The following is a 21,105-nucleotide window of genomic DNA, read 5'->3' as shown; positions in this document are numbered from 1 at the left end:
ATCAGGAACGACTGGGGGCATCATGCGACGACAGCTGATGGGCCGGTTCTTGCGACGGGCGGCCGTGCTGACGACCGTGCTCGGGCTGGGCCTGGTCCTCGCCCCGAGCGCGTCGGCGGGCGGTCCGACGAGCGTGCTGGTCACTTCGCCCGACACCGGGCAGACAACCGCGCTGCCGGTCACGGACGAGCGCTTCGCCGAGCTGGACCATCTCCTGGGACCCTCCGGCCGGGGGGCCACGGAGCGGCCACCGAGTCTGGACGAGGCGGTGGGAACCAGACAGATCAACATCGTCTGGATGGCCCTCGATCTCACTCCGGCAAGGGCCGACCGCGTCTTCCCCGGCGACGATCCGGACACCGTATGGATCCACACGGCCACGGAGGTGCCCGCGACGTACCGGGGGTACTGGCACCGGGCGGCCAATCCCAAGGACTTGGTCGCGCTCTTCACCGATCTCGAACTGCTGGGAGAGCGGAGCAACAAGTCGGGATACACGACGCTGTTCCCCCGGGACTGGGAGGACGCCGCCGCCTACCCGGCGCAGGACGGCAGGGTCACCGCGCCCGCTCCCTCCGCCGCCTCCGGTGGCCACGGCCCGTTCGAGGCCGAGGGCTGGTGGTGGGCGATACCCGGGGCGGCAGCGGGCGCGGTGCTCGTGCTGGGCCGGCAGCGGTGGGCGGGGCGGCAGGGTGGCAGGCCCAGAGAGGACGGAGAGGCTGCCGGGACCGGCCCACGACAGCAGCTGCTCGATCTCTGACGCGGACGGTGGGGGGTGACCGCCGCTGAGGAAAACGCGGGCGCGCCGTGATGTGAAGGTTTCCTCGCGGGTGATCCGACCGACGATACAAAGTGGGCACACCAACCCGAGCCGCACGACGAACGGAGATCCCGTGTCGACCACGGAAAACGCCATCGCCTCCGCCGAGGCGCACAGCGCGCACAACTACCATCCGCTGCCCGTCGTCGTCGCGACGGCGGACGGTGCCTGGATGACCGACGTCGAGGGGCGGCGCTATCTCGACATGCTCGCCGGCTACTCGGCGCTCAACTTCGGCCACGGCAACCGCCGTCTGATCGACGCGGCCAAGGCACAGCTGGAGCGGGTGACCCTCACCTCGCGGGCCTTCCACCACGACCGGTTCGCCGACTTCTGTACGCAGCTCGCGGAGTTGTGCGGCATGGAGATGGTGCTGCCGATGAACACGGGCGCGGAGGCCGTGGAGACCGCGGTGAAGACCGCCCGCAAGTGGGGCTACCGGGTCAAGGGCGTCCCGGACGGCATGGCGAAGATCATCGTCGCCTCGGACAACTTCCACGGCCGGACGACGACGATCATCAGCTTCTCCACGGACCACGAGGCCCGCGCGGACTTCGGCCCGTACACACCGGGGTTCGAGATCGTGCCCTACGGGGATCTGACCGCGCTGCGGGCCGCGATGACGGAGAACACCGTCGCGGTGCTGCTGGAGCCGATCCAGGGCGAGGCCGGGGTGCTGGTGCCGCCGCCCGGCTATCTCCCGGGGGTCCGGGAGCTGACCCGCGAGCGGAATGTGCTGTTCATCGCGGACGAGATCCAGTCCGGTCTCGGCCGGACCGGGAAGACGTTCGCGTGCGAGCACGAGGGCGTCGTGCCGGACATGTACGTGCTCGGCAAGGCGCTGGGCGGCGGTGTCGTGCCGGTGTCGGCCGTGGTGTCCTCGGCCGCGGTGCTGGGGGTGTACCGGCCCGGGGAGCACGGTTCGACGTTCGGTGGGAATCCGCTGGCGTGCGCGGTCGCGCTGGAGGTCATCGCGATGCTGCGCACCGGTGAGTTCCAGGAGCGGGCAACGGAGCTGGGCGACCACCTCCACCAGGAGCTGGGGCTGCTGGTGGGCGGAGGCGCGGTGGAGACGGTGCGGGGGCGCGGCCTGTGGGCCGGTGTCGACATCGCCCCCGGTCACGGCACGGGCCGGGAGATCTCAGAGAAGCTGATGGACCGCCGGGTCCTGGTGAAGGACACCCACGGCTCCACGATCCGCATCGCCCCGCCCCTGGTGATCAGCAAGGAGGATCTGGACTGGGGCCTGGAGCAGCTCCGCGAAGTCCTGCGCGGCTGACCGCGTCCTGTTCGATACCTGGCGGCGGGCTGGGCGGCCCAGCCCGCCGCGTAGAGTCCCCGTGTGCTCCTGGGGATGATCTGCGCGCTCGGTTCAGCGGTCTGCTTCGGCACGGCCTCCGTCCTACAGGCTGTCGCCGCGCGGGCCGCTACCGAGCCAGGGACCGGCAGTGCGGGGGTCGATCCGGCGCTGCTGCTGCGGGCCGTGCGGCAGTGGCGCTACGTCGCCGGGCTCGCGCTCGACGGCCTCGGCTTCGTCCTCCAGATCATTGCCCTGCGCTCCCTGCCCATCTACGCGGTCGGCGCGGCCCTGGCCGCGAGTCTCGCCGTCACCGCCGTCGTCGCCGCCCGCCTGCTCCAGGTGCGGCTGAGCTCCACCGAGTGGACGGCCGTCGCCGTGGTCTGCGCGGGCCTGGGCATGCTGGGGCTCGCTTCCGGCGGCGAGGGCCACCTGACCGGCTCGGAGGCGCTGCGCTGGTCGATGCTCGGTATCGCCGTCGCCATCCTGCTGATCGGTACGGCGGCGGGCCGGCTGCCCGAGCGGTCCCGCGCCCTGGTCCTGGGGCTCGGCGCGGGCTGCGGTTTCGGAGTGGTGGAGGTCGCCGTCCGGCTCATCGACGACGTCGCACCGTCCGCGCTGCTGACCAACCCCGCCATGTACGCGCTGCTGGTCGGCGGCGGTTCGGCGTTCCTGCTGCTCACCTCGGCGCTGCAACGCGGATCGGTGACGACGGCGACCGCCGGAATGGTCCTGGGCGAGACGATCGGCCCCGCCCTGGTGGGCGTCATCTGGCTCGGGGACCGCACCCGCGAGGGCCTGGGCTGGCTGGCGATCACCGGCTTCGCGGTGGCCGTGGCGGGCGCCCTGGCCCTGGCCCGCTTCGGCGAGGCCCCGGCGGAGGACGTGGACGGCTCTGTGGTGAGCCCGAGGTAGGGGAGCGGCGCTCCTGGCGTTCTGGTTGGGCCCTCCGCGTCGTTCATCACTGGGCAATCCGTCCACGTCGACGGCGGCCGGCTGCTGCGTCCTTCGAAGACCGCACCGGCCCCGAGTTCAGTGCCGAGGGCCGGGGCGAGTACGCACTGGAGGAGATCCCGCTGACCGTGGAGGGGATCGACGGCATCGACCTCAAGCCCTCGGAGATCGCCCACGTTCTCCGGGGTGCTCTCGGTGACGGGACCCTCTCAGTCGCTGCCACGATCTGAAAAATGAACAGGGCGTTCGCCGTGTCCGTGTCCGGCGTGCCGCAGACAGCGGGAAGCCCCGCCGCGCACCGCGCAACGGGGCCACTCTGCATCAGTACGCGTCGGGCTGGGCCCTCAGACGGCGCCGAACTCTCCGGCCTTCACGCCTGCCACGAAGGAGGCGAAGGAGCCTGCGGGGACGTTCAGGACCGGGCCGCATACGTTCTTCGAATCACGGACCGGCACGACGCCATGTGCGGCGACGAGATTGGCGGCGACCTCGATGCAGTTGCCGCCGTTGGAGCTGTACGAGGACTTGAACCAATGAAGGGGAACGGTCGTGGGCGTCACGAGATGTCCTTTCCTGCCCGCTCGGCCATGACCCCACCATGCCGGGCACAGTGGGGTGGCGCTGCCTCTGCCTGTCAGATGTTGCCGAACTCTCCGGCCTTCACGCCTGCCACGAAGGAGACGAAGGAGCCTGCGGGGACGCTCAGAGCCGGGCCGCTCACGTTCTTCGAATCACGGACCGGCACGACGCCATGTGCGGCGACGAGATTGGCGGCGACCTCGACGCAGTCGCCACCGTTGTTGCTGTACGAGGACTTGAACCAACGGGGGGATTCGGTCGTCACGGGATGCCCTTTCGCAACTCACTGATCATGGCCACGGACGCCGCTTGTGACATCGCTTCGCCCTGTAGTTGATGGTAGGCCGTCAACATGGGCACCACGGACGTAGTTTCCCGGTCCAGGTGTCCCTGGGCCTGAGACTCGGCGTAACAGAGCACGGACCGATCCGACAGCGTCAGCAGGTTGACAGGCAGGTCGAAGGTGCGACGCTCACCAATCTCGTACGGTGCCACCTGGAGCAGGGTGTTCGGCAGTCCGGCGAACTCGACAAGACGCGCTAACTGAGCGTCCATCACGGCAGCCCCGCCAATGGGCCGACGGATGCAGCTTTCGTCCAGGGTGACGAACACCATGGGAGGCCGGGGCCGCAGCAGTGCCGCCTGTCGCTCTGCCAAGAACGAGACGCGCTCCTCGGCCTGTTCGGGCGTGATGGCACCTCGCCGCACAGCGCTGTCCGCCAACACCCGTGCGTACTCCGGCGTCTGCAACAGCCCCGGAATGATGCCGATGTTGTAGAGCCGGATCTCCACGGCCCGGCCCTCGTGGCCGACGTACTGCGGGAAGCCCTCCAAGAGCGATCCGTGCCGGATCTCGCGCCACTGGCGTTCGAACGTGTCAGCGGTTCCTCCGGTGCCGAACACTTGGTCCGCACTGCGCGAAAAGCGGAGAGTCGGCATCTTGCGACCAACTTCCACGGCCGAGATGTGCGTACCGGAGTACCCCATCCGTTCGCCGAGTTCTTCCTGTTTCCACCCGCGAGCCTCACGTGCACGGCGGATACGCGCCCCGAAGGCGGCTTGCGGACTGCTGTCCGGGTCCAAATCCTTGCGGTTCAAGGGGACATCACCAGTCTTTCGTTCATGACTGACACGTTGAACAGCTCCTGACTCTAGGCCACGCTGAACGCCCTTGGTAGTGAAACGACTACAGAGAGGAGCGGCGATGTCTGAGCAGAAGCACGCCCAACTCCCGCCCGCCGGCACGCTCATGGTGGACAGCAGCCGTAACGACCGCATCGGGGAGTTCCGAGGAGCCTCCGGCCCGTACTGGTCACTGCGGCCGATCGGCGGGGGTCCCGAGTGGGAAGCCGTCCCCGAATTCATCCGCCCCGCCACCCGCGACGAGCGCCTCCGCGCCCGTACCGCGTACGAGAACGCCAGGAGCCGGGGGGAAGTGGCATGACCGACCACAGCACTGCCGAGCCTCCCGAGAGCGTCGAGTGCCGGGACTGCCTGGAACTCGACCTGGCCGAAACCGTGGCCCGGAGCGAGCGGGACGAGAGCAGGGCGACGGACTGCCGTGTGCTGCGTAAACGACACCGGGCCGCCGTGCACGGGGAACAGCCGTGACGCTCATGCCTGTTGGCCCGTCCCCCGGCCGGGGAGCGTGCCCCGTGACCGGTGCGGGCTACGCGGCAGAGATCACCGTGACGAACGGGCAGCGGGCGGTTTCGCTGGGCGAGGTCGTGGTGCGCAATCGCCGGCTCGCCCTCCGCTGGCTGCGGCGGCAGGCGCTCCGGCTCGCGGACGGTCTCGGTGTTCCGTCCGGTTCGGGGTGCTCCGGAGGGATGGACGTACGGGCGGCTGTGCTGCAGAGCGCCGGTGTGCTGAACAGGCTTCGGGGCTGGGCCGAGGGCCAAGCACAGCAGGACGAGGCGATGGCGCGGCTGGAATCGGGGTACCCCGACGCGTTCACCGTGGTCGACCCCGCCGCCGGACTGCTGGTGACACTCGCCGTACGGCGCGTCCGGCCGAACCGGGCTGCGGGCGACCCGGCCCCGGCCATGGGGCGGGCCCCGACGCCGCCACCGGGCGGGGCCCCCGCGCGCCGCACCTCACGGCAGCACCCGTACGAGCGCGTCCAGCGTGCCGGCCCAGGCGCTGTCGGTCGGGGTTCCGTAGCCGATGACCAGAGCCTCCCGGCGCACCGCCGCGTCCGGGTGGCGGAAGAAGGACAGGCCTTCCACCACCAGCCCCTGCCAGGCCGCCGACCGGACCACGTCCGCCTCGCTTCCCTCCGGGAGTTCGAGTACGGCGTGCATCCCTGCGGCGATCCCGCTGACCTTGATGGACGGGGCCCGTTCCGCCAGCGCCGCGACCAGTTGGTCGCGGCGGTTGCGGTAGCGCAGCCGCATGGAGCGCACATGCCGGTCGTACGCGCCGGAGGCTATGAACTCCGCGAGCGTCAGCTGGTCCAGCGCGCTGGATGCCCAGTCGCTCAGCCCCTTGGCCGCGGTCACCTCGCCCACCAGCGCCTGCGGGACGACCATCCAGCCCAGCCGCAGCCCCGGTGCCAGGGACTTGCTGGCCGTGCCGAGGTACACGACGTGTTCGGGGTCCAGTCCCTGGAGGGCGCCGACCGGCTGGCGGTCGTAGCGGAACTCTCCATCGTAGTCGTCCTCCAGGATCAGGCCGCCGGTGCTCCGGGCCCAGTCGACGGCGGCGGCCCGCCGGTCGGGGTGGAGCGGCACCCCGGTCGGGAACTGGTGCGCGGGTGTCAGCAGCACCGCGCCCGCGCCCCGTATCCGGGGCAGTTCGCCGGTTCTGGAGCCGAGTTCGTCGAGCGGTAGGCAGGGGGTGCGCAGCCCGGCCTCGGTGAGGAGGCGGGTGTGCACATCGAGGCCGTACGACTCGACGGCCACCTCCCGCACCCGGCGCTCCCGCAGCACCTTCCCCATCAGCATCAGTCCGTGGACGAAGCCGGAGCAGACGACGATGCGGTCGGGGTCCGCGTACACGCCGCGGGCCCGTGACAGATAGCCGGCGAGCACGGTGCGCAGTTCGATGCGGCCGCGCGGATCGCCGTATCCGAGGGCCTCGTTGGGTGCCGCGGCGAGGGCGCGCCGGGCGGCCTTGAGCCACTCGGCGCGCGGGAACGTCGACAGGTCGGGCGAGCCGGGGAGCAGGCTGTAGGCGGGGCTGGTGCGCGGCGGCCGGGAGCGCGGCGCCCTGGCCGACGCCCGGCGCGGCTCGGCGCGCTGCGCGACCCGGGTGCCGGAGCCCTGCCGGGCGGTGAGCCAGCCCTCGGCGACCAGTTCCGCGTAGGCGTCGGCGACCGTGTTGCGGGCGATGCCGAGGTCGGCCGCGAGGGTGCGGGAGGACGGCAGCCGGGTTCCCGGTGCCAGTCGCCCCGTCCGGGCCGCCTCGCGCAGGGCCTCCATGAGTCCGGCCCGCACTCCGGTGGCGCCGGTCGGGTCGATGTGCAGGTCGGCACCGAAGGTGGCCCAGGGATCCGTCATGAAAATGGACCATACCGCTGCGCCACCCACGGCGTAGCGTCGTATGCATGACGACGAACGAGCACAGCCACGCAACGTCCGAGTACACCACCGAGCACACGCCCCGCATGCAGTGGGTCGAGCACGCTCCCGACGTCTACAAGGCGATGGCCCGCATGGAGGCCGCGTCCCGCAAGGGGCTCGACCCGGTCGTGGCCGAGCTGGTGAAGATCCGGTCCTCGCAGCTCAACCACTGCGCGTTCTGCCTGGACATGCACACCAAGGACGCGCTCGCGGCGGGTGAGTCCGTCCAGCGGATCGTGCAGCTCAGCGCCTGGGAGGAGTCGCAGCACTTCTACACGCCGAAGGAGATCGCGGCGATCGAGCTGACCGAGGCGGTGACCGTCCTGACCGACGGTTTCGTGCCGGACGAGGTGTACGCGAAGGCCGCGAAGCACTTCGACGAGGCGGAGCTCGCCCACCTCATCGCCGCGATCATCACGATCAACGCCTGGAACCGGTTCGCCGTGACCACCCGAATGGTCCCGGGCCACTACACGCCCGGCGACAACCGCTGATCCGCCCACCCTGCACCCCCGATCCGACTCAGGAGCCACCGCGATGACCGCGTCCGACCTCCGCGCGCTGCACCACGGCCGCACCGCAGGCGATCCCCTGGTCCTGCCCGGCCCGTGGGACGCGGCGAGCGCCCGCGTCTTCGCCGATGCGGGATTCCCGGCCCTGGCCACGCCGAGCGCGGGCGTCGCGGCGTCGCTCGGGTACGAGGACGGCCGGACGCCCGCGGCCGAGATGTTCGCCGCGGTGACGCGGATCGCCCGCGCAGTCGCCGTCCCCGTGTCGGCCGATATCGAGGCGGGGTACGGGCTGGCGCCCAAGGAGCTGGTGGAACGGCTGCTCGCCACCGGGGCCGTCGGCTGCAACCTGGAGGACTCCGTGGACGGTGTCCTGATGGATCCGCGGTGGCAGGCGGACCGGCTGGCGGAGGTACGGGCGGCGGCCGGGGACCGGCTCTTCGTCAACGCCCGCGTCGACACCTATGTCCGCGGCGTTCCGGCGGGCACGGACCAGGAGGCGGAGACCGTGCGCCGGGCTCTGCTGTACGTGGCCTCGGGCGCGGACTGCGTCTACCCGATCGGCGCCCCGGCCGAGGCGCTGCCCCGTCTGGCCGCCGCCGTACCCGTACCGCTCAACGCGCTGGCCGGGCCGGACGGTCCGGGCCCGCGCCGGCTCGGGGAACTGGGCGCCGCCCGGATCACCTTCGGCCCCGGTCTCCAGCACCGGGCCATGGCCGCCGTACGCGGGATCGCCGACGGCCTGCGGACGGCCTGAGCCCCGGCTCCCGTACTCGCGAAAAACGCGAACGCCCCCGGCAGACAGCGGCTGAACGCTGTGTCGGGGGCGTCGGCGTACCCGCGAACGGGCGGTGGATCAGACGAGGCGGATCAGATGAGGCCGAGCTCGCGGACCGCGTCGCGCTCCTCGGTGAGCTCCTTCACCGACGCGTCGATGCGCGCACGGGAGAACTCGTTGATGTCCAGACCCTGGACGATCTTGTACGTGCCGTTCTCGGTGGTGACCGGGAAGGACGAGATGATGCCCTCGGGAACGCCGTAGGAGCCGTCCGACGGGATACCCATGGAGGTCCAGTCGCCGGCGGCGGTGCCGTTGACCCAGGTGTGCACGTGGTCGATGGCGGCGTTCGCGGCGGAGGCGGCCGAGGACGCGCCACGGGCCTCGATGATCGCGGCGCCGCGCTTGGCGACGGTCGGGATGAAGGTGTCGCCCAGCCAGGCCTCGTCGTTGACGAGCTCGGCGGCGTTCTTGCCGGCGATCTCCGCGTGGAAGATGTCCGGGTACTGGGTGGCCGAGTGGTTGCCCCAGATCGTCAGCTTCTTGATGTCGGAGACGGCGGCACCGGTCTTGGCGGCCAGCTGCGAGATCGCGCGGTTGTGGTCGAGGCGGGTCATCGCGGTGAAGCGCTCGGCCGGTACGTCCGGGGCGGCGGCCTGCGCGATGAGCGCGTTGGTGTTGGCCGGGTTGCCGACGACGAGGACCTTGATGTCGTCCGCGGCGTTGTCGTTGATCGCCTTGCCCTGCGGCTTGAAGATGCCGCCGTTGGCGGAGAGCAGGTCGCCGCGCTCCATGCCCTTGGTGCGCGGGCGGGCACCGACGAGCAGGGCGACGTTGGCACCGGCGAAGCCGACATTGGCGTCGGCGGTGATCTCGATGTCGCGCAGCAGCGGGAAGGCGCAGTCGTCGAGCTCCATCGCGGTGCCCTCGGCGGCCTTCAGACCCTGCGGGATCTCCAGGAGACGCAGGTTGACCGGCACGTCCGGGCCGAGCAGGTGGCCGGAGGCGATGCGGAAGAGCAGCGCGTAGCCGATCTGGCCGGCTGCGCCGGTCACGGTGACATTCACGGGAGTGCGGGTCATGGCGATCTCCGTTAGACAGCTGGCGGTGGGGGCTCCTGGCCCCTGGTGCTGGACATCCCTGAATCTTGATGTGAAGAGATATCCAGCGATCAGGCTATCCGACCCGGAACCCCGCGGCCGCTCGGCCCCCTGTGGCACCGCACACAACCGGTCACTCCCCGCTTACCGGCTCACTGACGGCACCCGCGCCCCCGCACCCCCCCGCTCACCCGGACGCTTCGGCCGTACACCCCTTCGTGCCGGTGGCGAGGGTGGCGCACGCCTTGACGTCGGCGATCCGCTTCACGGCGACCATCGGGGTGTACGTGTCCGCGGCGGCGGAGACCGTGCCGTCCTGGCCCGCACCGCCCGCGCTGATCCGTACGGTGTCGCCGGTGGCCGCCTTGGTGATCCGGGCCCACGCCGCCCCGCAGGTCTTGCTGTAGCGCACCTCGACGACGCTTCCGCCGACCGTGGCGCTGGAGACCGTACGGACGTACTCGCCGCCGCAGCCCATGTCCTCGGGGTCCTGTCCCGTGCAGTCGGAGCCGCTGCACCCGACCCCGGCCGGCAGTTCCGACGCGGTGGTCGTCGGCGTCGGGGAAGGGGCGGCGGCCTTGTCGGCGTCGGGGTCGCCACCCGAACCGGTCAGCAGGACGACGCCGGTCACCGCCAGCAGGACAGCCACCGCGGCCGCGGCGACCACGAGCTGTTTGCGGCGGCCGCCGTCACGGCGACGTCCGCGGCCACCCTCACGGCTGCCGCCACTGCCACGGTGCGCGGGCGGCTGGTCGGGCCCCGCGCCCATCGGCTGGCCCGGCCAGGCGTGCGGCTGCTCGGGCACCTGCGGAACGGTCCCGCGCTGGACCGGTACGGACGACGAGCGGCCCCCGTCACTCGCGCCCGCCGCGCCCGCAGCGCCCTCGGCCGTGCCGACGGAACCGGAGGGGCGGCTCCTGCCGTGACCGCGCGACGGCTGTGCGGTCTCGCCGAGCGCGGCACGCGCCTGGACTATCCGCATGCCTTCCATCGTCATGTCGTGGCGCATCTCGGCACGGCTCCAGGCCCGTTCCGTCAGCTCCCACATGGTGTTCAGATGTACGTGGTTGGCGCCCGTCACCTCGGCCAGCGCGACGATCGCGCCCCTGGGGGCGAGCAGCCGCCCGTTCAGATACCGCTCCCACGACGTCTTGCTGTACCCCGTGCGGTCGGCCACCGCGGAGAGGCTCAGACCGCTGCGGTCGACGAGCCTGCGCAGCTGGCCGGCGAACTCCCTGACCTGTGGGTCGAGATCCTCCGGCAGTGCCTTCCAACGAGGCATTACTTCCCCCTGCTTCCCATTCCCACTTCACGTCGTTTCGGCTTCCGCCGCCCCCGAACGCGCCGGCGCATCGCACGCCGCTCTCCCCCTGTCCGGGACCGGTGGTCTTCCGCTGCCGGACTACCCAGGGAGATGCGCGAACGCAGGCCGCCAGTTCCAGGGGCGAGAGCGCACGGTTGCACTCGGAAGCCCGGCACACACCCCCCGCGCGCGCCCCTGCCTCGCCCTGCTCGCCTGCCTCGCCCTGCCGCCTGCCGCCTGCTCGCCTGCCGGGCCAGTCTGCCATCGTTGCCTGACGATCACACCGTGGCGGAATGGTCACTTCCGTGCCACAGGCCACAGCCATCCCTTGAACAGACCTCCCCCAACGACAAGGCTGGAGTCAGGACGGGGCAAGGCCGCTCAACTCGCCGCATTCCGGAGCTTTTCGCTCCGAGCGTGCCCCGCCTCCGGCGTCCGTCCCTTCTCGGGGGAGGGGACGGGCACCGGTATGCGGCCCCAGGGCGTCTCGTCCGGATCATGCCGGCCTTACGGGATCAGCGGATCGTGAAGTGGACCGCGTTCTCCAGGAACGGGATGTCCAGCCACGGCTTGGGCTGCGCCATCATCGAGAGCATCACGATGAGGACGCCCAGCAGTCCGTACGTCACCAGGTCCGTGAAGCGGGAGCGCACCGCGAGCATGCCCACCGAGGGGATCACCAGGCGGAGCACCGCGCCCCCGATGAGCGCCACGCCGATCAGTATCGTGCCGATCCGGAAGGCCCCCTCGAAGGGGTCGGAGGCCACGATCAGCAGGCCGATCGCGGCCGTGCCGAGCACCGTGAGCAACGGCCACTGACGGGCGGGTGCCGGGGCGTCCCCGCCCGCCGCCCGGCCGCCGCCCTCGGGGCGCGCGGTGTCCTGGGTGAGCGAGGCCGCCGCCCGCGACCGGCCCGCCGCGGGACCGGGTGCCAGGTGGCTGCCGGTGCGGGCGTCCGAACCGTCGCCCGGCGCCGCCGACGCCCCCTCGTCGGCCGGGGCGTCAGCGGCGTCGGCGGCCAAGGCGTCGGCGGGGACCCCGTCCGGGACCCCGTCCGGGACCTCGGACTGCTCGGCGACCGGCCCGTCCGCAGCAGCGGCCCGGTCGGCCGGACTCGTACCAGCACCCATGGGGTTCCTTCCGGTTCGGATCAGCCCGCGGACGGGACGGAGTCGCGCTCGGCCGCCTCGACCACGTTGACGAGCAACTGGGCGCGGGTCATCGGGCCGACACCGCCCGGGTTCGGCGAGATCCACGCGGCGACCTCGGCCACGCCCGGGTGGACATCGCCGACGATCTTGCCGTTCTCGTCCCGGCTGACGCCGACGTCGAGCACGGCCGCGCCCGGCTTCACGTCCTCGGGCTTGATGATGTGCGGCACACCGGCGGCCGCGACGATGATGTCGGCCTGCCGCAGGTGGGCGGAGAGGTCACGGGTACCGGTGTGGCACTGGGTGACCGTGGCGTTCTCCGACTTGCGGGTCAGCAGCAGCGGGATCGACCGGCCGATGGTGACTCCGCGTCCGACGACCACGACATGTGCCCCGTTGATCTCCACACCGTGGTGGCGGAGCAGCTGGACGACACCCTGCGGGGTGCAGGGCAGCGGTCCCGTCTCGTTGAGGACGAGCCGGCCGAGGCTCATCGGGTGGAGGCCGTCGGCATCCTTGGCCGGATCCATCAGTTCCAGAACGCGGTTGGTGTCGATCCCCTTGGGAAGGGGGAGCTGCACGATGTAACCCGTGCACTCGGGATCGGCGTTGAGTTCCCGTACGACGTCCTCGATCTCCTCCTGGGTGGCGGTGTCGGGGAGTTCGCGCTGAATCGAGCCGATGCCGACCTGCGCGCAGTCGCGGTGCTTGCCGTTCACATACCACCTGCTGCCTGGGTCATCCCCCACCAGCAGGGTTCCCAGGCCGGGGGTGACACCCCGGGCCTTGAGGGCCGCCACGCGGGCGGTGAGATCGGACTTGATCACGGCTGCGGTGGCTTTGCCATCGAGAATCTGGGCAGTCATGCGGGCATTCTCGCGGATGACCCACCCCGGGACCAATTACAGGTACCGGCCGTGGACACAAGGTTGCACTTGGACAACTTCTCGCACCGCGGCTAGACAAACTTACATCCCGCTTATAACGATGAAGGCCGCAGTGCCGCAGAAGTACCCGGGGGGCGGACCGCTGATGTTTTCTTTCCTCCGCGCGGCCGCATTCGTCCCCGTATGTCCGTTGGAGGAAACACCCAGATGAGCTTCGGCGACCCGAACCCGAACAACCCTTACGGCAAGCAGCCCGGCCAGCAGCCCGGTCAGCCGCCGCAAGGCCAGCCGCCGCAGGGCCAGCCGGGATACGGCTACCCGCAGCAGGCTCCGCAGGGCGTTCCGCCGCAGGGGCAGCCCGGTTACGGCTACCCGCAGCAGCAGCCCGGCGTTCCGCCGCAGGGCCAGCCCGGCTACGGCTACCCGCCCCAGCAGCCGGGCGGCACCCTCCAGGCCAACAACGGCTACATCAACGTCCCGAGCCTCGGCACCGTCGAACTCGCCACGATGGGGCGCCGCCTGGGCGCGCGTGCGCTGGACGGCGTCGCGTACGGCATCCTCTACGCGATCTTCTCGGCGATCGGCATCGCGGGCCTCGTGGGCGCCTCGAAGACCGTCGACGACTGCAGCAGCACCGCGTACGGCACCGCCGCCCACACCCAGTGCGTCAACGACGCGGCCTCGGCCAGCGTCGGCATCCTCGCGGGCTTCCTCGGCTTCGTCGCCGTGTTCGCGCTGATAGCACTGCTCTACGAATGGCTGATGGTCTCCATCTGGGGCGCCACGCTCGGCAAGATGGTCCTCAACGTCAAGGTCATCAAGGAGAGCACCGGCCAGGCCCCCGGCCTGGGTGCGGGCTTCATCCGCTGGATCATCCCGATGGTCGGCTCGCTCTTCTGCGGTCTCGGTACGCTGCTGGTCTACCTCTCCCCCTTCTTCGACAACTCGGGCAAGCTCCAGGGCTGGCACGACCGCGCCGCCGCCACGATCGTCGTCAAGACGAAGTGAGCATGCTGAAGCTGTAACCACCCTCACCACCCGCGAAGGCCGCCGATTCCCCGTACGTTCCGGGGAATCGGCGGCCTTCGGTGCTACCCGGGCCACCCGGGTGCGGCTCGTGTCAGTGGAAGAAGTGCCGGGTGCCGGTGAAGTACATCGTCACGCCCGCCTTCTTCGCGGCCTCGACCACCAGCTCGTCGCGGACCGAACCGCCCGGCTGGGCCACGGCCTTGATACCGGCCGCGGTCAGGATCTCCAGCCCGTCGGGGAAGGGGAAGAAGGCGTCGGAGGCCGCGTACGCGCCCCGCGCCCGCTCCTCGCCCGCCCGCTCGACGGCGAGCTTCGCGGAGTCGACGCGGTTGACCTGGCCCATGCCGACGCCGACCGAGGCGCCGTCCCTGGCGAGCAGGATCGCGTTGGACTTGACCGCGCGGCACGCCTTCCAGGCGAAGGAGAGCTCCGCCAGCTCGTCGGCGGTCAGCGCCTCGCCGGTGGCGAGCGTCCAGTTGGCCGGGTCGTCGCCGTCCGCCTGGAGGCGGTCGGTGACCTGGAGCAGCGCGCCGCCGTCGATCGGCTTGACCTCGACCTCGGCCGACGGGGCCTCGGGACAGCGCAGCACGCGGATGTTCTTCTTGCGGGACAGGACCTCGACCGCGCCGTCCTCGTACGCCGGGGCGACGATGACCTCGGTGAAGATCTCCGCGACCTGCTCGGCCATGGCGACGGTCACCGGACGGTTGACGGCGATGACACCGCCGTACGCCGACAGCGGGTCGCAGGCGTGCGCGTTGCGGTGCGCCTCGGCGACGTCGTCGGCGATCGCGATGCCGCACGGGTTGGCGTGCTTGATGATCGCGACGCACGGCTCGGCGTGGTCGTACGCGGCCCGGCGCGCGGCGTCGGTGTCCGTGTAGTTGTTGTACGACATCTCCTTGCCGTGCAACTGCTCGGCACCGGCCAGGCCGCCGGCGCCGGAGGTGTAGAGCGCGGCGGGCTGGTGCGGGTTCTCGCCGTAGCGCAGGACGTTCTGGCGCTCGTACGTCGTACCGAAGAAGTCGGGGAAGTCCGAGTCGTCGGCGGCGGCGTAGTCGGCGGCGAACCAGGAGGCGACGGCCACGTCGTACGCGGCGGTGTGCTGGAAGGCCTCGGCGGCGAGCCGCTTGCGGGCGGTCAGGTCGAAGCCGCCCGCCTTGACCGCGGTGAGCACGTCGGCGTACCGCTCGGGGCTGGTGACGACGGCAACCGACGGGTGGTTCTTGGCGGCGGCGCGGACCATCGAGGGGCCGCCGATGTCGATCTGCTCCACGCACTCGTCGGCCGAGGCGCCGGAGGCGACGGTCTCCTTGAACGGGTAGAGGTTGACGACCACCAGGTCGAACGGCTCCACGCCCAGCTCGGCGAGCTGCTCGCGGTGCGCGTCGAGGCGGAGGTCGGCCAGGATGCCGGCGTGGACGCGGGGGTGCAGCGTCTTGACGCGGCCGTCGAGGCACTCGGGGAAGCCGGTGAGCTCCTCGACCTTGGTGACCGGCACTCCGGCGGCCGCGATCCTCCCGGCGGTGGAACCGGTGGAGACCAGCTCGACACCGGCCTCGTGCAGACCGCGGGCGAGGTCTTCGAGCCCGGTCTTGTCGTAGACACTGACCAGGGCGCGGCGGATGGGCTTATTCACCGACATGTTCGAGATGAACCTTTCGTCCCTCAATGCGATAGCCGTCACGGGCGAGCCGCCCCACGGCCTCGACGAGCAGCTTGCGCTCGACTTCCTTGATGCGTTCGTGGAGAGCCGCTTCGCCCTCCGGGGTGTCCTCCTCGGTCACCTCGACCACGCCCTGCGCGATGATCGGACCGGTGTCGACGCCGTCGTCGACGAAGTGGACGGTGCACCCGGTGACCTTCACGCCGTACGCGAGCGCGTCACGTACGCCGTGGGCACCGGGAAAGCTCGGGAGCAGGGCGGGGTGGGTGTTGATGAACCGGCCGCCGAACCCGGCGAGGAACTCCTTGCCCACGATCTTCATGAACCCCGCGGACACGACGAGGTCCGGGCGGTGCGCGGCGGTGGCCGCGGCGAGCGCGGCATCCCACTGCGCGCGTGACGCGTGGTCCTTGACCCGGCACACGAAAGTGGGGATTCCGGCTTGTTCGGCCCGTTCCAGACCGGCGATGCCGTCACGGTCCGCACCGACCGCGACGACCTGTGCGCCGTACCCCTCGGGGTCGTCACCGATCGCGTCGAGCAGGGCTTGGAGGTTCGTACCGGAACCGGAGACCAGCACGACCAGTCGGGCCGGGGCGGCGGAGGAGAGCGGGGAGGCCACGGCTGGGCCCTTTCTCGCGTGTGGAGCGGTTCGAAGCGGCCGCACCGCCTGCCGCATTGCGGGAGGTGCGCCACGGCGGCCATGCTGTTTGTACGGTCGTACGAAAGAAGCATGCCCCCCGATACGGGGAACTCTACGAACGAGTCGACCGTCAGCAACGATACCGGCACCTCGCGAGGCCCCTGCCTGACGGGGGTGAGGGGCCGGTGGCGCTCCGGCTAGGGCGGGAGCGGGCGCTCCGGGCGGCGGCTGTGGGCCACCGCGCATGCACGCCCAGCTTTCGGCCCCTCCCTGCCGGGAGGTAGCGTCAGGTGACAGCGAACCGTCCGCAGGGCGGAAATGACGAGATGGGGAAGACGTTCACCATATGCCGGACCGACGCCGCCGCACGGCCTTCCGCCACCCGCTGCCCGAGCGGACCTCACTGCTGATGCGGGAGCGCCAGTCCCCCACGCCGGGCTCCTCTTCCTCTTCTTCCTCCTCTCCCTCTTCCTCGTCCCCCTCCTCCTCGCCGTCGGGGTCCTCCGGGTCCTCGGGGGCCGGTCCTGAGAACGACAACCCCTTCGCGCCGCCGCCCGAGAATCGCCCCAACCAGCCGTGGCAGCCGCGCCACCCGGTCAACGGCGGTACCGACGGCAACGGCGAGAACGGCGAGAACAACGGGGAAGGCGGGGACGCGCCCGAGGGCGGCTCCCCCGACAACCGGCCCGTCTGGGGCAGCCAGTGGAGCAGCCGCCAGCCCGGACGCCAGAGCGGCGACTTCGGCGGGCGGCCCACCGGCACCACGAAACCGAACGGACAGGGTGGCGGCCGGGGCGGCCCGGAGGGCAAGCCCGGCGGTACGCGCTGGGACCCGACCGACCCCATCCAGCGCCGGGCGCGCTACTCACTGCTCGCCGGCATGTGGGCCTTCTTCTTCGCGATCTTCGATCTCCCGGAGATCGCCCTGCTGCTGGGCGCGCTCGCCACCTACTGGTCCATCAGCGCACTCCGGGCCAAACTGAAGGAACCGTCAACGACAGGCGGGACGGCGGCCGGATGGCCCTCGGACGCGGCCACCGGCGCGCATGCCGATGCCAATGCCGGTGCCCAGGGGCAGGGCACCGGGCCCGGTATCGCTGCCGGCCCGGCCCCCACGGCCCCCACTCCGGGGTCCGCTGCCGCACCGGGCGGCACCTTCGCTCAGCGCGGCAGCCGGCAGCAGACGACCGCCGCGGTCAGCGGCCTGGTGACGGCGCTGATCGCTCTGTCGATCGTCGCGACGTCGTTCACGGTGCAGCTGGTCTACCGGGACTACTACACCTGCGTGAACGACGCGCTCACCAAGTCGGGCCAGGTGTCCTGCAACGATCTGCTGCCGAAGCCGCTGGAACCCATCTTCGGCGTCAAGAAGTAGCGTCCGACGGGTGGACCGGTCCGGCATCCGCCGGCCGGTCCACCCGTTCGTCGGCCGCCCTCGCGTGCCAGGGACCGGTCGGCAGGAAGTCGTACAGCTCGCCGCCCTCGGTGCCCTCGGCGCCCGGGTCGCCCACGCCGGTCCCGGCGGTCCCGGCGGTCCCGCCCGATGAGGACGCGGATGTGGATGCGGGCACGTGCGCAGGTGCGGGCATGGATGCCGGACCGTGGCCGGGTACGGGGTCCGCCCCGGCCTCCGCTCCATTCGGTTCCGGTTCCGGTTCCGGTTCCGCCTTTCGGCCCCATCGCGGCCACCACCTGCGGCCGGTGGGCGCGGCCGCCTCGGCTGCCTCGGCCGCCTCTGCTGCCACTCCTGTCGCTCCTGTTGCTTCGGCCGCTTCCGCCGCTTTCCCCGTATTCGCTCCGGTCGTCGTCTCGACCGCAGGCTGCTCGGGTGCGTTACGTGCACGCAGTCGCCAGGCCCGCAGCAACAGCGCCAACGGGACCCCGAGCGCGACCGTCCACGCGAGGGCCGCCGCCCCCGTGAGCCACCACACGGGGCCGAACTCCGCCAGTGCCCGCGTCCCGAGCGGCCCCCCGGCGGCCGCCGCCAGCAGCGCGGCGCCGATCCCGCACCCCACCGCGCCCAGCGCGGCGGTGAACGCGGTCTCCCCCGGGCTCCACGCCTCCTCGCGCACCCCGTTGGCGGGCGCCGCCCGTCGTACGGTGAACCAGGCGACCGTCAGCGCCGCCGCGACCGGGACCGCCGCGGTCGCCCAGTTCAGCGGCGCCCCCGCGCCCTCGGCCGGCATCGCGGCCAGCAGCGGGAAGTCCGGCACCGCCGGGCGGCCCGCGAAGGCGACCGGGCTGACCGTGGACGCAGTACCGAGCGCGAACCCCGGCCCGAGCCCGTACGCCGCACCCCACACCGCCGCGTTCGGCACCAGCAGCAGCGCCAGGAACAGCACCGCGCACCGCCCGACCCAGTCGCCGGAGAGCCGCAGGAACGAGTCCTGGACCGGATCCGCGTGCCACACGAGCGCCGCCGCGACCACGAGCGCACCACTACCCAGCAGGACCATCACCCCGGCCGCCGCGGACCGGCCCACCACCTCTGCCCGCCGGACGAACCTGGAGCGAGCCATCGCCTCGTGCAGCCGCACCGGCGCCCAGGAGGGCGGCGGTCCGAGCGGGCGCCCGGAGGCCGTCCACACCCCGGCCGCCGCCGCGCCCGCCACCACAAGGGCCGACGGGAACAGCAGGGACAGCGGCTCGACGGACAGCGAGGCGCCCCGCACGTAGAGCGCGACAGGCGCCCCGACCAGCAGATATCCGCCCGTCACCAGGGCGAACGCACCGGCGGGCGAGGGGGCCCCGCGTCCCTCGTCGGGCTCCAGCACATCCCTGGCCGCGCGGTGCACCAGCCAGACCGGCATGGCGGCGAACAGGAGCGGAACGACCCCGACGGGGGCCGGGGTCCCCGTCAGGGTGTCGCTCCTGATCAGTTCGGCGCCATGGGCCAGCAGCCACAGGCCGGCGGCCGTGTGGACGGCCTCGCCGGGACCGCTGTCGGAGGCCGGGGAACTGATCCACAGCACCATGACGAGCGCGGCGACAGAGCCCAGTCCGAGCCCTGCGGCAAGCGCCCCGCGCAGCAGCGCCGAGGCCAGTACGGCAGGCCGTCGTGGCTCTGCCGACAACGACGGGCTGCGTTCGGTCACTTGGGTCACACCGCGAATGCTCCCAACGACACGCGCTTATTCCATGTAACGGGCGAATGACCGCCGTGTCGCTCAATATACGTTTATGTACTTTTTCACCCAGTGCAGGCCGGGCGGAGAGCCCTCATGACACAGAGCACGACCGGCACGGCAGCCGCCTACCCGCTCCCGTCGCCCAAGGAGCGTCGCAGGCTGCGGGAGGCGAAGTCACTGAGTGAGGAGCAGGTCGCAGCGGCCGTGGGGGTCACCCGGGCCACGGTCCGGGCCTGGGAGACGGGCCGCACCAGTCCGCGCGGGCGCAAGCGCGAGGCGTACGCCAGGCTCATCGGAACGGGTGACGCACCGCCCACGCCGCCCGCCGACGACGTCAAACCGGCCGCCCCGACCCCGGACACATGGTCGAAGGACGCCGGTGGGGGTGGCAGTGCCGGTGCCGGTGTCGGTGCCATGGCTGCGGCTGCGGCTGAGGCCGTTGACGCGCCTGAGACCCCTGAGCCCGCCGAGCTCCTCAAGACCCCTGAGCCTCCAGAGACCCCTGGGACCTCTGAGGTCTCTGAGGTCTCTGAGGTCCCAGGGGTCTCTGAGGTCTCTGACGTCTCCGAGACCGGAGTCGAGGCCGAGACCGGAGCCAAGACCGGGGCCGGGGCCGGGCCCTCGCCCGCCGAGGCGTTCGACGCCCTGTACCGGCACACCGCCGCCGCGCTGTTCCGCCAGACCTATCTGCTGACCGGCCGCCGCGCCCTCTCCCGCGAGGCTGTCCGCAAGGCCTTCGACCTCGCCTGGCAGCGCTGGCCGGAGGTAGCCGTGGACCGGGACCCGGCGGGGTGGGTACGGGCGGCCGCCCACGAGCACGCCATGTCGCCGTGGCACCGGCTGCGCCGCGAACACCGGCGCCCCGATCCACCGCCCGAGGCGCCCGGCCCCCGCGCGCTGCTCGACGCGCTGCTGGCCCTGCCACCCTCGTACCGTCGCACGCTGCTGCTCCACGACGGGGTCGGGCTGGGGCTGCCGGAGACCGCGGCGGAGACGGAGGCGAGCACCCCGGCGGCGGCGGGGCGGCTGCTGACCGCGCGTGCGGCCGTCGGCGAGAAGGTGCCCGAGCTCGCGGCGTCGTCGACACCGGCCGAGCAGTCCGCGCTGCTGCACGAGCATCTCGGGGCGCTCGCCCTCGCCCAGCCCGCGTCCTCGCTGCCGGTCCCGGAGCTGATCCGTAACGGCAGCGAGCGCAAGGCGCAGCTCTGGGCGCGGGCGGCGGTCGCGTTCACCGTGCTGCTGATCGGCCTGACGCTGATCACCCTGGCCACGGCCCCGAGGAAGTACGAGACACCCCAGTCGCCCGCGCAGAAGGTCGGCGGGGTGCCGCCGCTCGGCGGTCCGCAGAAGCTCACGCCGCAGGACAAGAAGCTCCAGAAGAAGCTCGGCGGCGAACTCGTGCACGGTCCGGCCCGGCTGGTTCCCGGAGTGGGCTGAGCCCGGGGCGTCAAGCGCAGAAGCGGGGGGCGGCCCCCCGCCGGGGGGGGGGGGGCCCCGGGGGGGGGGGGGGGGGGGGGCGCGGCCGGGGGGGGGGGGGGGGGGGGGGGGGGGGGGGGGGGGGGGTGGGGGGTGGGGGGGGGGGGGGGGGGGCCGGGGGGCGGGGGGGGTGGGCTTCGGTTTCGGCGTCGGCGTGGGCGTGGGTGTGGGAGTCGGCGTGGGCGTCGGCTTCGGCGGTACGGGAACGGCCGGCGCGGGCTT

Annotated in this window: 21 protein-coding genes; 10 read left to right on the top strand and 11 right to left on the bottom strand. The window is 71.9% G+C overall.

The window, feature by feature from the left end; translation table 11 throughout:
* Window positions 1-22 precede the first annotated feature (22 nt).
* From ACZ6S6_RS29095 to ACZ6S6_RS29085, 3 genes are all read left to right on the top strand, one after another.
* Window positions 23-760 (top strand): hypothetical protein, encoded by a 738-nt coding sequence (locus ACZ6S6_RS29095; protein WP_469707606.1) that lies wholly within the window; start codon window positions 23-25, stop codon window positions 758-760.
* Between the two features lie 133 nt (window positions 761-893).
* Window positions 894-2,099, top strand: coding sequence for an ornithine--oxo-acid transaminase (rocD, locus tag ACZ6S6_RS29090; protein ID WP_362954093.1), 1,206 nt, complete (start codon window positions 894-896; stop codon window positions 2,097-2,099).
* Between the two features lie 75 nt (window positions 2,100-2,174).
* A complete protein-coding gene (locus tag ACZ6S6_RS29085) occupies window positions 2,175-3,032 on the top strand; it encodes a DMT family protein (RefSeq protein WP_469707882.1) in 858 nt (285 codons plus the stop codon).
* Between the two features lie 383 nt (window positions 3,033-3,415).
* Here ACZ6S6_RS29085 and ACZ6S6_RS29080 read toward each other — a convergent pair whose 3' ends face one another.
* The 3 genes from ACZ6S6_RS29080 to ACZ6S6_RS29070 all read right to left on the bottom strand — a co-directional run bounded on the left by ACZ6S6_RS29080 (window position 3,416) and on the right by ACZ6S6_RS29070 (window position 4,748).
* Entirely contained in the window at window positions 3,416-3,631 is a 216-nt protein-coding gene (locus tag ACZ6S6_RS29080) for a DUF397 domain-containing protein (protein ID WP_469707603.1), read from the bottom strand.
* Window positions 3,632-3,705: 74 nt separating this feature from the next.
* Window positions 3,706-3,915 (bottom strand): DUF397 domain-containing protein, encoded by a 210-nt coding sequence (locus tag ACZ6S6_RS29075; RefSeq protein WP_469707601.1) that lies wholly within the window; start codon window positions 3,913-3,915, stop codon window positions 3,706-3,708.
* Window positions 3,912-4,748 carry a helix-turn-helix domain-containing protein gene (locus ACZ6S6_RS29070; protein ID WP_362954096.1) on the bottom strand — a complete coding sequence of 279 codons (837 nt, stop codon included), beginning with the start codon at window positions 4,746-4,748 and terminating at the stop codon, window positions 3,912-3,914. The genes ACZ6S6_RS29075 and ACZ6S6_RS29070 overlap by 4 nt, the downstream gene beginning before the upstream one ends.
* A gap of 106 nt (window positions 4,749-4,854) precedes the next feature.
* On the opposite strand from ACZ6S6_RS29070, the gene ACZ6S6_RS29065 reads away from it, so the two are divergent.
* Both ACZ6S6_RS29065 and ACZ6S6_RS29060 read left to right on the top strand, forming a co-directional pair.
* Window positions 4,855-5,094: a hypothetical protein gene (locus ACZ6S6_RS29065; RefSeq protein WP_469707599.1), complete on the top strand. Its 240-nt coding sequence runs from the start codon at window positions 4,855-4,857 to the stop codon at window positions 5,092-5,094.
* Window positions 5,091-5,261 (top strand): hypothetical protein, encoded by a 171-nt coding sequence (locus ACZ6S6_RS29060; RefSeq protein ID WP_469707597.1) that lies wholly within the window; start codon window positions 5,091-5,093, stop codon window positions 5,259-5,261. The genes ACZ6S6_RS29065 and ACZ6S6_RS29060 overlap by 4 nt, the downstream gene beginning before the upstream one ends.
* Before the next feature lie 485 nt (window positions 5,262-5,746).
* Here the strand turns inward: ACZ6S6_RS29060 and pdxR are convergent, their stop codons facing one another.
* The gene (gene pdxR, locus ACZ6S6_RS29055) at window positions 5,747-7,150 is read right to left on the bottom strand and encodes a MocR-like pyridoxine biosynthesis transcription factor PdxR (RefSeq protein ID WP_362954100.1); all 1,404 of its coding nucleotides are present in this window, start codon (window positions 7,148-7,150) and stop codon (window positions 5,747-5,749) included.
* Window positions 7,151-7,197: 47 nt separating this feature from the next.
* On the opposite strand from pdxR, the gene ACZ6S6_RS29050 reads away from it, so the two are divergent.
* Window positions 7,198-7,707, top strand: a complete 510-nt coding sequence (locus tag ACZ6S6_RS29050; RefSeq protein ID WP_362954102.1) for a carboxymuconolactone decarboxylase family protein — start codon at window positions 7,198-7,200, stop codon at window positions 7,705-7,707.
* A gap of 43 nt (window positions 7,708-7,750) precedes the next feature.
* A complete protein-coding gene (locus ACZ6S6_RS29045; protein WP_469707594.1) occupies window positions 7,751-8,479 on the top strand; it encodes an isocitrate lyase/PEP mutase family protein in 729 nt (242 codons plus the stop codon).
* 113 nt (window positions 8,480-8,592) lie between these two features.
* Here the strand turns inward: ACZ6S6_RS29045 and ACZ6S6_RS29040 are convergent, their stop codons facing one another.
* The 4 genes from ACZ6S6_RS29040 to ACZ6S6_RS29025 form a co-directional block, all read right to left on the bottom strand.
* Entirely contained in the window at window positions 8,593-9,582 is a 990-nt protein-coding gene (locus ACZ6S6_RS29040; protein WP_362954105.1) for a malate dehydrogenase, read from the bottom strand.
* Between the two features lie 205 nt (window positions 9,583-9,787).
* Entirely contained in the window at window positions 9,788-10,882 is a 1,095-nt protein-coding gene (locus tag ACZ6S6_RS29035) for an XRE family transcriptional regulator (RefSeq protein WP_469707592.1), read from the bottom strand.
* A 536-nt stretch (window positions 10,883-11,418) separates the two neighbouring features.
* Window positions 11,419-12,033, bottom strand: a complete 615-nt coding sequence (locus tag ACZ6S6_RS29030; RefSeq protein ID WP_469707590.1) for a DUF3017 domain-containing protein — start codon at window positions 12,031-12,033, stop codon at window positions 11,419-11,421.
* 20 nt (window positions 12,034-12,053) lie between these two features.
* On the bottom strand, window positions 12,054-12,920 hold the full coding sequence (locus tag ACZ6S6_RS29025; protein ID WP_362954111.1) for a bifunctional methylenetetrahydrofolate dehydrogenase/methenyltetrahydrofolate cyclohydrolase: 867 nt from the start codon (window positions 12,918-12,920) through the stop codon (window positions 12,054-12,056).
* 228 nt (window positions 12,921-13,148) lie between these two features.
* Between ACZ6S6_RS29025 and ACZ6S6_RS29020 the strand changes: the two genes are divergently transcribed.
* Window positions 13,149-13,949: an RDD family protein gene (locus ACZ6S6_RS29020; RefSeq protein WP_362954112.1), complete on the top strand. Its 801-nt coding sequence runs from the start codon at window positions 13,149-13,151 to the stop codon at window positions 13,947-13,949.
* 112 nt (window positions 13,950-14,061) lie between these two features.
* Here ACZ6S6_RS29020 and purH read toward each other — a convergent pair whose 3' ends face one another.
* Complete coding sequence (purH, locus tag ACZ6S6_RS29015) at window positions 14,062-15,615, bottom strand: bifunctional phosphoribosylaminoimidazolecarboxamide formyltransferase/IMP cyclohydrolase (protein WP_362954114.1); 1,554 nt, start codon at window positions 15,613-15,615, stop codon at window positions 14,062-14,064.
* Complete coding sequence (purN, locus tag ACZ6S6_RS29010; RefSeq protein ID WP_362954115.1) at window positions 15,602-16,258, bottom strand: phosphoribosylglycinamide formyltransferase; 657 nt, start codon at window positions 16,256-16,258, stop codon at window positions 15,602-15,604. The genes purH and purN overlap by 14 nt, the downstream gene beginning before the upstream one ends.
* Before the next feature lie 367 nt (window positions 16,259-16,625).
* On the opposite strand from purN, the gene ACZ6S6_RS29005 reads away from it, so the two are divergent.
* Window positions 16,626-17,654, top strand: a complete 1,029-nt coding sequence (locus tag ACZ6S6_RS29005; protein ID WP_469707587.1) for a hypothetical protein — start codon at window positions 16,626-16,628, stop codon at window positions 17,652-17,654.
* On the opposite strand, the gene ACZ6S6_RS29000 is transcribed toward ACZ6S6_RS29005, so the two are convergent.
* The gene (locus ACZ6S6_RS29000) at window positions 17,644-19,374 is read right to left on the bottom strand and encodes a cell division protein PerM (RefSeq protein WP_469707880.1); all 1,731 of its coding nucleotides are present in this window, start codon (window positions 19,372-19,374) and stop codon (window positions 17,644-17,646) included. The genes ACZ6S6_RS29005 and ACZ6S6_RS29000 overlap by 11 nt on opposite strands.
* 126 nt (window positions 19,375-19,500) lie before the next feature.
* Between ACZ6S6_RS29000 and ACZ6S6_RS28995 the strand changes: the two genes are divergently transcribed.
* A complete protein-coding gene (locus ACZ6S6_RS28995) occupies window positions 19,501-20,844 on the top strand; it encodes a helix-turn-helix domain-containing protein (protein WP_469707585.1) in 1,344 nt (447 codons plus the stop codon).
* Window positions 20,845-21,105: the final 261 nt, after the last annotated feature.

Source organism: Streptomyces sp. NPDC048671, from assembly GCF_055587045.1.
The sequence above is the reverse complement of the archived record's forward strand: the minus strand, read 5'-3'. Positions and strand labels throughout refer to the sequence as shown.